The sequence below is a fragment of the Hymenobacter sp. J193 genome, assembly GCF_024700075.1.
Taxonomy (GTDB): Bacteria; Bacteroidota; Bacteroidia; order Cytophagales; family Hymenobacteraceae; genus Hymenobacter.
The window spans coordinates 55,820-68,784 of sequence record NZ_JAJONE010000001.1; the positions used below are offsets into that span (position 1 = coordinate 55,820).

The window sequence follows — 12,965 nt, forward strand, 5'->3', positions numbered from 1 at the left end:
GCGTCCGCCAGCCGGGCATCACCTTAGCTACCTACCCCATGAAGGCATTTGTACTAACGCGTTACGGCAACAACCAGGAGATACAGGCGGCCGACATGCCGGAGCCGCTCGTCAACGCGGAGGATGTGCTGATTCAGGTCAAAGCAGCCAGCGTCAATCCGGTGGATTTCAAAATTCGGGACGGGCAGCTCAAACAAGTGCTGCCGCTGCGCTTCCCCCACATTCTGGGCAACGACGTGGCCGGCGTAGTGACGCGGGTTGGGGCGAAGGTGACGCAGTTTAAGCCCGGCGACGAGGTATACGCCCGCGTCGACACAGACCGCATGGGCGCTTTTGCCGAATACGTGGCCGTAAAAGAGGCCGCCGTGGCCCCCAAACCTGCCAGCCACACTATGGAAGAGGCTGCGTCCCTGCCGCTGGTGGCCCTCACGGCCTGGCAAACACTGCGCGACGTGGGCCAGCTGCAACCCGGGCAACGGGTGCTCATTCACGCCGGCTCGGGCGGCGTAGGCACGGTAGCCATTCAGCTGGCGAAGCACTGGGGGGCTTTCGTGGCTACCACCACGAGCACCGCCAACGTGGAGTGGGTACAGCAGCTGGGCGCCGACCGGGTTATCGACTACAAAAAGGAGGCATTTGAAAATGTGCTGGAGGGCTACGACCTCGTGCTCGACACGCTGGGCGGGGAAGCCCTGGATAAGTCTTTCCAGGTGTTGAAAGCCGGCGGCAAAGTCGTGTCCGTGGCCGGGCCGCCCGACCCACAGTTTGCCAAAGACCAGGGCATGAACTGGCTGTTGCAGCAGGTGATGGGGGTGCTCAGCTTCCGCGTCCGTCGGCTCGCCAAAAAGCACCAGGCCAGCTATTCCTTCTTTCTTATGCACCCCAGCGGCGCGCAGCTGCGCGAGCTTGGTGCGCTGCTGGACGCCAGCATCATGCGCCCGGTGGTAGACCGCACATTCCCGTTTGAAGCTACTAAAGAGGCGCTGGACTACCTGGAAACCGGCCGAGCCAAGGGCAAAGTGGTGATTACGCTGAGCTGAATAGTCCGCCTATGTCGGCATCAGGCTGGCGCATCTCATCCATGAGAGCGAAGAGCAGGTCATTGCGGGCCTTGCCGCCCGAGTCGCGCCAGACACCGCTAACCAGAAGGAGACACATAACCGGAAGGAGACACAGGCTAGGGGATTATACCTTGATTTTATCTATAGTTTTGGGGTATCAGAACCTATCATCTCCCCTATGCGCCTTACTCGCTCGTTTGCCTGGTCTCTTCTTCCGTTCACGGTGCTGCTGGCGGCCGCGGGCTACAGCTCCGAACCTACTGCTCCCTCCGACCCGGTGCCTGCTTTCACCCAGGGCGTTATTACCACCCGGGTATCGTTGCCCGGCAACCCGTATGATAAGCTGCTCAGCCAAGTAGATCCGGCCAAGGGCAACATCCAGGCGCAGCTGCAGCAGCTGGCCGGGCGCCTCACGGCGGCGGAGCAACAGCAGCTGCTAGCCGCGGCGGCCAACCTCAGCCCGGCTATGACCATTGGAGCCATGCTGCTGCCGCGCAAGGGCACCATCTACTGCCGGGGCAAGGAAGCCCGCGCCACCACCGATGCTCTCACCTACCATCTCGAAAACTATTTCAACCTCGCCACCAACAAAGGCTTGCTGCGGATGGCTTCGCAGTCGACGCCCCAGAACGTAAACTACACCTACGATGCCGCCTCAGTGGAAAAAACCTGGCAGAGCATTGTCGTGACGGATGTGGACTACACCCTACGCACCACCCCCGAGACGGTGCTGGTAGCGGGCTACCCCAGCCAGAAAACAACGTACACGCTCAAGCCCGGCGCCGAAGGAGCCAAGCCGGATGGTCCCGGTCAGTTGGCGAGCAAGCCCGTAGCCCTGGATGTGTGGACTTCCCCCCAGATTCCGCAGAGCCTGAATTTTGCCCACCCGGTGTACGTCAACCAGGCCCACGGCATCACCCGGCTGGTGGTGTACTTCGATAAGGAGCGCAAGCAGCAGCTGCGGTATGAGTTTGCCACGGTGCAGGTCCGGCCCGTCACCGACCAGGAGCTGAAAGTAGCTACCACGGCGCCCGTTCTCGATTATGCCAAAGACGCTATGCAGATTGGCGTGCAAGCCATGGCACTCATGTTCGGGGGCGGCCCCAAAGCACCGGCTGATACCGAGGAGTAGCCCAGTCTTTGCGCACGGCTTGAAACCGGTGGACGGATGCTTACTTTGCGCCGCCCTACCGCACCGACTTCCTTACCTCTCTCTCTGCAATGGCGCACTCCGCCCATAAGCTACCCTCCTGCGCCAATTGCGGCCACGATTTCAAGGCCGCCGAAAACTACTGCCCCGACTGCGGCCAGCAAAACCATCCGCTCGACCTCTCCTTCGGGCACGTAGCCGAGGAAGTGCTCGAAGGTCTTTTCCACTTCGACGGCAAGGTATTTCGCACCCTGCGGCAGCTGCTGTTTAAGCCGGGCGCCCTCACGCGGCATTTCTGGGAAGGCAAGCGCGTGGCCTACGTGCCGCCCGTGCGGCTGTATGTGTTCATTAGCTTCGTGTTTTTCCTGCTGCTCTCGGTGGCCATGCACGCCCCGGAGCACGGCGAAGCGCGCACCATGGGCCAACGGATCCGGCAGGCCAGCATCCAGTTCCGGGCCGACTCTATCCGCCTGGCAGGCAAGCTGTCCACCGCCGATTCGGCCCAGGTGAAGCGGGTGCTGCGCAACAGTCAGCACGTGTCGGTGCTCAACGGTATTGTGAATACGGATGTGAACAGCGACACCCTGGACTACCGCCGGTGGAACGGCGTGCTCTACACCCCGCAGGAGTGGCGGGAGCTACCGGAGTATTCGTCGGCCCAGCTGGACGCCCTGCTCCGCCGCCACGGCCAGGAACCTTCGGCCTGGGCACGTTTTGCGGCGCGGCAGGGCCGGCAGATTATGCAGTCGTCGGAGCAGGATATTTCCCATCAGTTTGTACGCGGCATTTCCCTGATGATGTTCGTGCTCATGCCCGTGTTTGCCCTCCTGCTGAAGCTGCTGTACGTACGGCGGAAGCAGTACTACCTGGCTCACCTGATGTTTGCCATTCACGTGCACTGCTTTGCCTTCCTGCTCTTTTCACTGACCATGGCGCTCAGCTTGTTTGCGCACTTGCCTTCCGAGATTGTGCTGGTGGTGCTGCCCCTGCTAGCCCTGTACCTGGCCCTGGCCCTGCACCGAACCTACCAGCAGAACTGGCTGAAAACGGCGGTCAAATTCGTTTTCCTGCTCGGCCTCTACACCCTTATTATTGGCGCCGGGCTGGTGGGCGCGCTGGGGTTGAGCATGGTGCTGGTGTAGCGCGGCTGACGGGGCTGTAACAGCCCCCCGGTTACCAGCAACGCTGCCGCTGAACATGCGAACCGGGCCACCTCTCTCGCGGGAAGTGGCCCGGTTCGCATCTGCCAATTCTATCCGGCTTGTTATTTCATTGCTTCACTCCAGCCTTTCCTGACTGCATGCTACCCGATACCCTCCGCCTGCTTTTCCGTCGCGACCTGAACCGGGTACTACAGGAACTCACCCAGTACCGGGACGAAGAAACCATCTGGCACGTCGAAAAGGGTATTGCCAACTCGGCCGGAAACCTCAGCCTGCACCTCGTCGGCAACCTACGAACCTATATCGGGGCCGAATTGGGCGGCGTGGCGTACACCCGGCACCGGGAGCTGGAATTCTCCCTTAAGAACGTACCTCGTCAGGAGCTGCTGGAGAAGGTGGCCGAAACGCGCGACATCGTGGATGCATCGTTGCGCACGCTAAGCCCTGAGGTGCTAACCCAGGAGTATCCCCTGCTGGTGTTCGAGCAGAAGACCTCCACCGAATACCTGCTGGTTCATCTGACCACGCACCTTGCCTATCATCTGGGCCAGATCAACTACCACCGCCGCCTGCTCGACCTCACCGCGCCGTAGCCCGGCCGTCTCCGCCAACACCCCGCGCAGGGGGCGTTCCGTCGCAAAACTGAGAGCCGCACCCGCTTTGTTGGAGTGGCTGCCACCTGGCTTCATCGAAAAGTCCAGCTCCTACTTCCCGCAATTGCCTAGCTTTACCCCATGCGTACGGCTTTCACTTGGGGTAGAATGCGGCTATTGGCTCTGCTAGTAGGGCTAGCGGCGTGCTCCTCCCCCGACCAGTCAGCCGAAGTATCCACTCAAGACCAGGACGTGCGCGTGCGCTATACGGCCCGACGCGTGGTGCTGCCCCAGGAGCCTCAGCGGGCCCGCCTCCTCGACCGGAACGACTCCGTGCTGGTAGCCACCCGCCTGCAGTTTCTGCTGCAGCTGCCGCGCCGCCCCCCGCTCGATACGCTGAAGCTGGGTTTGCTGCTAGGCTGGGACTCCACCACCGTGCGCCGCCGTATACGGGAGGCCCTGCCCTATACCGGGGCCCGCCCCAGCAATGGGGTGCAGCTCCGCCTCACTGCTGCCGAGGTGGCCCGGGTGCGCCAGGACAGCGCCGCCTGGCCCATGCTCACGCTAAGTCAGCGCCGCCAGCGCGTGTATACCACCCCGGCGGGCGCCCCGGTACTGGGCTATACCTACGCCGAGGCCCAGCCCTTCCTGCGCCAGGCCCGGCGCACCAGTCGCGGCCGCTTCTACCGCCTGCGCAACGGGGGACTGGAAACGTATTACAACGGCCTGCTCAACGGCCACCGCGGCTACCTGCATCCCTTAGTAGATAAGCAGGGCCGCCAGCACGGCAGCTGGGCCAAAGACACCTTGTTCCAGCAGGGCCAGGACCTGCACCTCACCCTCGATGTGAAGCTGCAGGCCTACGCCGAAAAGCTGCTCGGGGGCCGCCGCGGCTACCTCGTGGCCCTCGACCCACGCACGGGCGAAATCCTGGCTTACGTGTCGGCCCCGGTGTACCCGGCCGCCACCATCACCTCCCCCGACCAGGCCGGGGTACGGGCCGAGTTGCTGGAGCACGAGGACATGCCTTTGCTGAACCGCCCCGCCATGCTGGCCAACCCGCCCGGCTCGGTTTTCAAGCTGGTGAATGCCGCCATTGCCCTGCAGCTGGGCGCTATTCGCCCTGGCACCGGCTTCCGCTGCGACCAGTCGTTGGTGAGCTGCGTGCACGACCACCCCAAAGCCAGCAGCCTCACCGCCGGCCTCAAGTACAGCTGCAACCCCTACTTCTACCAGGTGCTGCAGAACGTCATCAACCACGTGCCCGACTCGCTGGTGCAGGATACCGTAGCGGCCCGCCACCTCAACCTGGCCCAGTGGCGCCGCTACGCCCGCTCCTTCGGCCTCGATTCGGTGCTGGGCGTGGATGTGCCCCGCGAGGCGCCCGGCTTTCTGCCCACCCCCGCCTACTACGACAAAGCCCGCCGTACCCGCGCCTGGACCTACCGCTCCATCTACTCGCTTAGCATCGGGCAAGGCGAAATCAACCTCACGGGCCTGCAGATGGCCAACATGGCCGCCATCATTGCCAACCGAGGCTGGTACTACCCGCCCCACCTGGTGCGCGGCATCGGAGCGGGCGGCCCGCTGGCTCGCTTCACCAGAAAGCACCGTACGCTCATCGACAGCACCAACTTCGCTGCCCTCATTCCTGGTATGATAGCCGTGATGCAGCGCGGTGGCACCGCCGATGCCTCCAGTCTCGCCGACGTAGGCATCACGGTAGCGGGCAAAACCGGCACCGTGGAAAACGACGAGGGCGACGACCACGCGGCCTTCGTTGGGTTTGCCCCCGCCGACCACCCCAAAATAGCTGTGGCCGTGTACCTCGAAAATGCCGGCTTCGGGGCCACCGCCGCCGCACCCTGCGCTGTGCTGGTCATGGAAAAGCACCTGCGCGGCTACATCGCACCCAAGCGCAAACGCTGGGAAAAGCGCATTATGAACCGGGCGCGGCAGGATTAGTCTATAGTGCAAAAGGTCTAGCTGGCACCCCGGCACGAAGCTACCGGCGCAGAGACGCATCCTATACAGTTCGCCCTGCATTCATCTTTGGGTGTTACTGGTCTTGGCTTTACAAATACCACCGGCCCCGTGTATTTTCGCCCTATGAAACGCAGCATTTGGCTTACTATCGTGGCGCTGCTGCTGGCGGGAGCCGTGCAAGCGCAGTCGTTGGCGGGAATATGGCAGGGCGTGGAAACCGATACCGGTGAAGGCCAACAGGTATGGCCGACAGTGTTGCGGCTCCAGAAAAGCAGCGGCAACGGCTTGTTCGGCATTCTCTACCAGGAAGTGGGCGGGCAGGCGGGCACGTCTGTCACTTTTCAGATTCAGGGCACGCCCACGGCCAAAGGGTTTCTGCTGAAGCACGTGCGCAAGCTCGATGAAACCGGCAGCACGCCTTTCACTTACTGGTGCGACGGCGCCATCACCTTCTCCTACGACCCGGCCCAGGAAAAGCTCACCGGTCAGGCCACCTACCGCCCCGTCGGTGACTGCGACGTGGGCGTCTTTACCCTGTACCGGGTTAAGCTGAAATCGGCGGCGAAAGTCGCGGCCGGGGTCGAAACCACTATCCGAGTATCAGGCCGCAGTGTGCGCTGGTATGCGGACCCCGAGCTGCAGAAACCCGTGGCGACGGGCAATACGTACCGCACCCGGCTCAGCAAAACCACCACGTACTACCTCACCCAAGGCTATTACCCCAGCCGGGAAAGCGCCGTAGTGCCCATTACGGTTCAGGTGGCGGGCAGCCCGCCCGCGCCCCGGCCCACTCCGCCCGTAGCTGCCCGGCCCACCCCCGCCCTGCCGCCGCTGGATACGGCCAGACGTACCTCCATTCTGCCGCCGCTCGATACCGCCCGCACCGCGGCCCAGATACCCCTGCCCCAGGTGCTTTCTCCGACGCCCGTGGTGCTACCCACCGTGTTGTTTCGCCTGGGCACGGCCGAGCTGCTGCCCGAAGGGCTACCGGCCCTCAACGCCCTGGCCTCGGAGCTGAAAGCCCGCCCGACGTTGCGGCTGCGCATTGCGGGCCACACCGACCGCGTGGGCGAGCCGCAGAAAAACCAGCTGCTCTCAGAGCAGCGGGCCGAAGCGGTGAAAAGCTACCTCATAAGTGCCGGCGTAGCGGCCGAGCGCCTCAGCACCATCGGCTACGGCGACACCCGCCCGCTCTATGCTTCCCCCGATGCCCGCAACCGCCGGGTGGAGGTAGAGCAGGTTCCATAGCCTGCCGGAAGTGGGCTGTTCCTGCCCGTATTGGGTTTTGCATTAATCAGGATTTATTTATCAGTACGACCCCGAAATTAAGTATGCTTGCATAACATATTTTCAAACATTGCGTAGTATCTTTGCAGTCAACAAACTGATTTGCTTCATCCTACCTTATTTACCATGAAAAAGAGCACTGCTGCCGTTTCTTCGCTGTTGCTGCTGGGGGGCCTTGGGTCGCTGAGCCTGCTGGCCGCCCATGTGCGCGACCTGAACCTGTTTTTTGACCTGCGCGACGAGGAAGAGCTTCACTTCTGCTAAGCACTTTTTCGGTTGAATACCGCAAACCTCGCCTTCGGGCGGGGTTTGTTGCGTTCGGGGGCAAACAAACCCGGCTTCACTTTCAGCTACTTACCCCTGACGCCCGAAAAAACCGTATCTATTCCGACCGGTTTTCGGTACTTCACCGCCAGGAAGCTCACGCGGAGCTTGCCGTTTGTATTCTGTTCATCGGGGCACGGCCGGCCGGCAAACCGCAGGCGGCCACGTGTCACCAAACCATTGATTCTATGGACCTGACCGGCTTGAAAGAGCAAATCAGCTACATCATCGGGCGCGATATGGCCCGCAACTTCGCGGAGCAGGGCCTCGACCTGGACATCGACGTGCTGGCTGCCAGTATGAAGAGTGCCCTGGCCGGCCAGCCCAGCCAGCTCAGCCCTGAGCAAATTCAGGCCGCCATGCAGCAGCTGCAGGCCCAGTTTGGCGGCGGCGAAGAAGAGGAAGAAGACCACCAAGACCCCACTGCCATGCAAAACAACAAAGCCGAAGGCGAAGCCTTCCTCGCCGAAAACCAGAACAAGCCGGGCATCACCACCCTGACCAGCGGCCTGCAGTACGAAGTGCTGACTGAGGGCGCGGGCAAGAAGCCCGGCCCCCGCTCCCAGGTGACCACGCACTACCACGGCACGCTCATCAACGGCCGCGTGTTCGACTCCTCGTATCAGCGTGGGCAGCCGGCTACGTTCGGCGTGAACCAGGTAATTGCGGGCTGGACCGAAGCTTTACAGCTGATGCCCGAAGGCTCGAAGTGGCGCCTGTACATTCCCTCGGATCTGGCCTACGGCAAGCGCGGCGCCGGCCGCGACATCGGCCCCGACTCTGCGCTCATCTTCGACGTAGAGCTGCTGAAAGTAAACAACTAATGTATTCGGCCCCGGTTGGCTCAGGCGGCACTCCGCCACGCTGGACAACGACCAGCACTGCCCAACCGGGGCCTATACGTGCTATGCCCGAGCCGGAAATTCCCGCTTCGCCCCCCGCCGCCCCGTGCCCCGGACCTGCATAGCCCTGACGGCCGCCTCACGCTCAGCCACGACCGGGTGCGCATCCACAACCAAACGTTTGGGCTCCTGGAACTGGAGCGCGCCGAGCTGAAGCCCGTGCGCTGGCTGCTGTGGTACCTGCTGGGCGGCCTGGTCTTTACGTTTGTGGCGCTGGGCTACCTGAACTTCTGGCTGCGTACTACGCCCGCCGTTATCGGCCTAGTAGTAGGGGCGCTGCTATTTATTTTGGGCCAGCGGGGTACCAACCGGCTGCGGCTGTACCGGCTGGGCCGCGAGGCGGCTCACTTTGCCCTGCCCGGTGCGCCCGAGCCCTGGTACCAGCTTACCGGTGAACTGAACCGCCGCATCCAGGACCGCCACGATGAGGCCGCGCAGGCGGCTGCCGAGGCCTGGGCCGCCGAAGAAGCTGCCCGTCTGGCGGCGCTTCCTTCCCTACCCGATTTGGGTGAATAATCTTCCCTTTTCTTTCCGAATAAGCTGACGCGCCACTGTGGGTTCCCTGCCTACCTTTGGGCGCTTTTTCGCGTAGCTCCGACTTCTCTTTTCGCGCCGTATGAACACCGACAAACACGGACACTCCGCCATATCCACGGCGGGCTTACTTATTGCGCTGGGCATTATCTACGGCGACATCGGCACCTCGCCCCTGTACGTGATGAAAGCCATTGTGCCCGATGTCATCACCCAGGACCTGGTATACGGCGGCATCTCCTGCGTGCTCTGGACCCTGACGCTGCAAACCACCATCAAGTACGTGCTACTCACGCTGAACGCCGACAACAACGGGGAAGGCGGCATTTTCTCGCTTTACGCCCTGGTACGGCGGCGCGGGGCCTGGCTGTCGGCGGTGGCTATTGTGGGCGGCGCGGCCCTGCTGGCCGACGGCGTGATTACGCCCCCGATTTCCGTGTCCTCGGCCATTGAAGGGCTGGAAGCCAAATACCCTGGCATCCCGACGATGTACATCGTCATTGCCATTCTGTGCGGGCTGTTTTTGCTGCAGAGCTTCGGCACCCAGATTGTGGGCAAGGCGTTCGGGCCGATTATGTTTCTGTGGTTTTCGATGCTGGCGGTGCTGGGCGTGTATGGTATTGTGCAGCACCCCGAAATCCTGAAAGCGGCCAACCCCTACTACGCCTACAACCTGCTGGTAAACACGCCGGGCGGATTCTGGCTGCTGGGAGCCGTGTTTCTGTGTACTACCGGGGCTGAGGCCCTGTACTCCGATCTGGGCCACTGCGGCAAGGGCAATATCCGCATCAGCTGGATGTTTGTGAAGCTTTGCCTGCTGCTCAACTACTTCGGGCAGGGCGGCTGGCTGATGGCCCACGCCGGCGAAAAGCTGGCCGGCCGCAACCCGTTCTACTCGCTTATGCCAGAGTGGTTTCTACTCATCGGCATCGGCATTGCCACCATTGCCGCCATCATTGCCTCGCAGGCGCTGATAACGGGTTCCTTCACGCTGGTAGCCGAGGCCATCCGCCTGAACATGTGGCCCAAGGTGCGCCTCAACTACCCCACCAACGTGAAGGGCCAGCTCTATGTACCCAGCATGAACCGTCTGCTGCTGCTGGGCTGCATTGCGGTGGTGCTGTACTTCAAGAAGTCGGAGCACATGGAAGCCGCCTACGGACTGGCTATCACCATCACCATGCTCATGACCACGCTGCTGCTATCCATGTGGCTGCGCACCAAACGGGTGCCGCTGCCGCTGGTGGTGCTGTTTCTGGTGGTGTACGGGCTGATTGAGGGTTCTTTCCTCGTGGCTAACCTCATCAAGTTTCCGCACGGGGGCTGGGTGTCGGTGGCCATCAGCCTGTGCTTGATTGCGGTGATGTACGTGTGGCTGCGGGCCTACTTCATCAAGCGCCGCCTCACGGAGTTCGTTAAGATTGAGCCCTACATCGACGCGCTGAAGGAGCTCAGCAACGATGAATCCATTTCCAAGTACGCCACCCACCTGGTGTTCATGTCGTCGGCTGAGCGGCAGTCGGAAATCGAGTCGAAGATTATTTACTCCATCTTCCAGAAGCGCCCCAAACGTGCCGATATCTACTGGTTTGTGCATGTGGATACCACGGATGAGCCGTACACGATGGAGTACAAAGTAACCGAGCTGGCCCCCGACGACGTGTTCCGCATCACGTTCCGGCTGGGCTTCCGGGTGGAGCAGCGCATCAACCTGTACTTCCGCAAAGTGGTGGAAGACCTCGTGCGCAACAAGGAAGTGGACATCACCTCCCGCTACGAGAGCCTGAGCAAGCAGCACGTGACGGGCGACTTCCGCTTCGTGGTGCTGGAAAAATTCCTATCGGTTGAAAACGAGTTTCCGTGGGTGGAGAAGCTGGTGATGCAGGCCTACTTCTACATCAAGCAGTTCATTGCCTCCGAAGACAAGTACTTCGGCCTCGACACCTCGTCGGTGAAGGTAGAAAAAGTACCACTGGTGATTACGCCGGTGCGCGAGGTATCCTTGCAGCGCGTGCAGTAGCGCCGGCTGGCGAAGCAGCAAGCCGCCTGCCCGAAGACAAACAAAAGGGCCCGACACAACTGTCGGGCCCTTTTGTTTTACAAGGCAATGAGGTTAGCTCTTCACGGGCAGCCACTTGGCCAGCACCGCCTGTTGCTCGGGCGTAGGGTTTGCCGCTTGCTCGATGCGGTAGCGCTGGGAGGAATTGGGCAGCAGCGGGAAAGTCACTTCCTGCACGCGGCCTTCGCGCACCACCAGCAGCTTCACCGGCGTGCCGGGGGCGCGGCCAGCCAGCAGCTTGTTGGGGTCTTCGCTGATGCGGCCGCCGTCGAGGGCCAGCACTTCGTCGTTTACGTTCAGGCCGCCCTGCCAGGCGCTGCCGGCGCGCTGCACGCCCCGCACCGTGACTTTGCCGCCAGTGGTGCTGAAATCGGCGCCCAGGGCGGCATCCTGGCTTACGGGCGTGGTCACCAGCTTGAGGCCGGCGTAGCCCAGAGCCGTCTGGTAGTCGAGCGTCTGCACGTCGTAAACGCGGGTGCGGAAAAACTCATCGAACCGGCGGCCGGCTACTTTAGCTACGGCCTCCTGAAACTCGGCATCCGTAAAGCCGCGCTTGAGCTGCTGGAAGTAGCGGGCATAGAGGTAGCGCATCACGTCGTCGAGGCTTTTCTGGGCCTTAGTTTCCTGAATGATCATCAGATCCAGCATGGCGCCGACCAGCTCGCCTTTGTCGTAGTAGCTGATTTCGGAGTTGTTGGAGTTCTCACTGCGGCGGTAGTACTTGATCCAGGCATCAAAGCTCGACTCCGACACGGGCTGCACCTTGTTGCCGGGCATATTCTCCACTCGTGTGATGCTGTTTGACAGGTCGCCCAGGTACGCCTGGGGTGTTGCGTAGCCCGCGCGCTGCACAATCAGGTTGGAGAAGTACTCGGTGAATCCTTCGCTCACCCACAGCATGTGCGTGTAGTTTTCGCGGTCATAATCAAACGGACCGAGGGCGACGGGGCGGATGCGCTTCACGTTCCAGAGGTGGAAGTACTCGTGCGCCAGCAGCCCCAGAAAGCCCTTGTAGCCAGCCTCCGTGGCATACGCATTGCGCGAAACCGACAGCGTGGTGGAATACAGGTGCTCCAGCCCGCCGGTGCCGCGCTCAATGTTGTGCACGATGAATACGTAGCGGTCCAGCGGGTTCTGGCCTACCACGCGGTGGGCTTCTTCACACACACGCTTCATATCCGTGAGCAGGCGGCCTTCGTCGTACTGCGTCTGGCCGTACATGGCCACCGTGTGGGGCGTGCCGTTGGCTTCAAACTGCAGCACCCGGTGCGTCCCGATTTCAATGGGTGAGTCGGCCAGCTCATCGTAGGAAGACGAGCGAAAGGTGAAGGGGGCGCTACCGCCGGCCGGCAGTAGGCTGGTGCTTACCTGCGTCCAACCGGGGGCAGGCTGCACGGTGAGGGTGCTGGCCAGATCCTTGTTTTCGGCCGGGTACATGAATACGCTGGTGCCATTCACGTAGCCGTGCGAGGCGTCAAGAAAGCTGGTGCGCACCGACAGCTCGTAGGCGTACACGCGGTAGTGCACGGTGAAGTCCTTGGCCTTGGGGTGGAAAACGCGCCAGGTGTTTTTGTTGATTTTCTCGACGGTGAGCCTGGCAGCTCCGGCCCGGGCTTCAAAGCCCTCTACGTTTTTGGCAAACTCGCGCACCAGGTACGAGCCGGGCGCCCACACGGGCAGCTTCACATCGGTGTAGGCTTTGGAGAAGCCGCCTAGCTGCACATCTACTTCAAAATAGTGGGTTTGCGGCGCGGGCATAGCCAGGGTGTAGCGTAGCGTGGGAGCGGCCAGCGCGGCGGCTGCCGGGGCCAGCAGACCCAGCAGCAAAAAGAAAGCGAAACGTAAACGGTGGTGCAGCATGAACAGCGGGTAAGTGAAAAGACTGGCTAGCGGACGGGTCAGCGCA

General features: G+C 61.9%; 12 protein-coding genes. 10 read left to right on the forward strand and 2 right to left on the reverse strand.

Annotation, left to right across the window (positions count from 1 at the left end; all coding sequences use genetic code 11):
• Window positions 1-38: 38 nt before the first annotated feature.
• Window positions 39-1,040, forward strand: coding sequence for an NADP-dependent oxidoreductase (locus LRS06_RS00270; protein ID WP_257869623.1), 1,002 nt, complete (start codon window positions 39-41; stop codon window positions 1,038-1,040).
• Here the strand turns inward: LRS06_RS00270 and LRS06_RS00275 are convergent.
• Window positions 1,027-1,158 (reverse strand): hypothetical protein, encoded by a 132-nt coding sequence (locus tag LRS06_RS00275; RefSeq protein ID WP_257869624.1) that lies wholly within the window; start codon window positions 1,156-1,158, stop codon window positions 1,027-1,029. The genes LRS06_RS00270 and LRS06_RS00275 overlap by 14 nt on opposite strands.
• Window positions 1,159-1,239: 81 nt before the next feature.
• On the opposite strand from LRS06_RS00275, the gene LRS06_RS00280 reads away from it, so the two are divergent.
• From LRS06_RS00280 to LRS06_RS00320, 9 genes are all read left to right on the forward strand, one after another.
• Complete coding sequence (locus LRS06_RS00280; protein ID WP_257869625.1) at window positions 1,240-2,193, forward strand: hypothetical protein; 954 nt, start codon at window positions 1,240-1,242, stop codon at window positions 2,191-2,193.
• An 89-nt stretch (window positions 2,194-2,282) separates the two neighbouring features.
• Window positions 2,283-3,353 carry a DUF3667 domain-containing protein gene (locus tag LRS06_RS00285; protein ID WP_257869626.1) on the forward strand — a complete coding sequence of 357 codons (1,071 nt, stop codon included), beginning with the start codon at window positions 2,283-2,285 and terminating at the stop codon, window positions 3,351-3,353.
• 158 nt (window positions 3,354-3,511) lie between these two features.
• Complete coding sequence (locus LRS06_RS00290; protein WP_257869627.1) at window positions 3,512-3,967, forward strand: DinB family protein; 456 nt, start codon at window positions 3,512-3,514, stop codon at window positions 3,965-3,967.
• Between the two features lie 168 nt (window positions 3,968-4,135).
• On the forward strand, window positions 4,136-5,932 hold the full coding sequence (locus tag LRS06_RS00295; RefSeq protein ID WP_257869628.1) for a penicillin-binding protein 2: 1,797 nt from the start codon (window positions 4,136-4,138) through the stop codon (window positions 5,930-5,932).
• 144 nt (window positions 5,933-6,076) lie between these two features.
• Window positions 6,077-7,201: an OmpA family protein gene (locus LRS06_RS00300; protein ID WP_257869629.1), complete on the forward strand. Its 1,125-nt coding sequence runs from the start codon at window positions 6,077-6,079 to the stop codon at window positions 7,199-7,201.
• A gap of 165 nt (window positions 7,202-7,366) precedes the next feature.
• Window positions 7,367-7,504, forward strand: coding sequence for a hypothetical protein (locus tag LRS06_RS00305; protein WP_257869630.1), 138 nt, complete (start codon window positions 7,367-7,369; stop codon window positions 7,502-7,504).
• Window positions 7,505-7,752: 248 nt separating this feature from the next.
• Window positions 7,753-8,388 carry an FKBP-type peptidyl-prolyl cis-trans isomerase gene (locus LRS06_RS00310; RefSeq protein ID WP_257869631.1) on the forward strand — a complete coding sequence of 212 codons (636 nt, stop codon included), beginning with the start codon at window positions 7,753-7,755 and terminating at the stop codon, window positions 8,386-8,388.
• A 78-nt stretch (window positions 8,389-8,466) separates the two neighbouring features.
• The gene (locus LRS06_RS00315) at window positions 8,467-8,982 is read left to right on the forward strand and encodes a hypothetical protein (RefSeq protein WP_257869632.1); all 516 of its coding nucleotides are present in this window, start codon (window positions 8,467-8,469) and stop codon (window positions 8,980-8,982) included.
• A gap of 100 nt (window positions 8,983-9,082) precedes the next feature.
• Window positions 9,083-11,020 carry a KUP/HAK/KT family potassium transporter gene (locus LRS06_RS00320; protein WP_257869633.1) on the forward strand — a complete coding sequence of 646 codons (1,938 nt, stop codon included), beginning with the start codon at window positions 9,083-9,085 and terminating at the stop codon, window positions 11,018-11,020.
• Window positions 11,021-11,113: 93 nt separating this feature from the next.
• Here LRS06_RS00320 and LRS06_RS00325 read toward each other — a convergent pair whose 3' ends face one another.
• Complete coding sequence (locus LRS06_RS00325) at window positions 11,114-12,919, reverse strand: M61 family metallopeptidase (protein ID WP_257869634.1); 1,806 nt, start codon at window positions 12,917-12,919, stop codon at window positions 11,114-11,116.
• Window positions 12,920-12,965 lie beyond the last annotated feature (46 nt).

Excerpts from the sequence above, each read along its gene's own strand:
- LRS06_RS00270 (WP_257869623.1), top strand. The coding sequence starts at position 39 with ATGAAGGCATTTGTACTAACGCGTTACGGCAACAACCAGGAGATACAG.
- LRS06_RS00275 (WP_257869624.1), bottom strand. The coding sequence starts at position 1,158 with ATGTGTCTCCTTCTGGTTAGCGGTGTCTGGCGCGACTCGGGCGGCAAG.
- LRS06_RS00280 (WP_257869625.1), top strand. The coding sequence starts at position 1,240 with ATGCGCCTTACTCGCTCGTTTGCCTGGTCTCTTCTTCCGTTCACGGTG.
- LRS06_RS00285 (WP_257869626.1), top strand. The coding sequence starts at position 2,283 with ATGGCGCACTCCGCCCATAAGCTACCCTCCTGCGCCAATTGCGGCCAC.
- LRS06_RS00290 (WP_257869627.1), top strand. The coding sequence starts at position 3,512 with ATGCTACCCGATACCCTCCGCCTGCTTTTCCGTCGCGACCTGAACCGG.
- LRS06_RS00295 (WP_257869628.1), top strand. The coding sequence starts at position 4,136 with ATGCGGCTATTGGCTCTGCTAGTAGGGCTAGCGGCGTGCTCCTCCCCC.
- LRS06_RS00300 (WP_257869629.1), top strand. The coding sequence starts at position 6,077 with ATGAAACGCAGCATTTGGCTTACTATCGTGGCGCTGCTGCTGGCGGGA.
- LRS06_RS00305 (WP_257869630.1), top strand. The coding sequence starts at position 7,367 with ATGAAAAAGAGCACTGCTGCCGTTTCTTCGCTGTTGCTGCTGGGGGGC.
- LRS06_RS00310 (WP_257869631.1), top strand. The coding sequence starts at position 7,753 with ATGGACCTGACCGGCTTGAAAGAGCAAATCAGCTACATCATCGGGCGC.
- LRS06_RS00320 (WP_257869633.1), top strand. The coding sequence starts at position 9,083 with ATGAACACCGACAAACACGGACACTCCGCCATATCCACGGCGGGCTTA.
- LRS06_RS00325 (WP_257869634.1), bottom strand. The coding sequence starts at position 12,919 with ATGCTGCACCACCGTTTACGTTTCGCTTTCTTTTTGCTGCTGGGTCTG.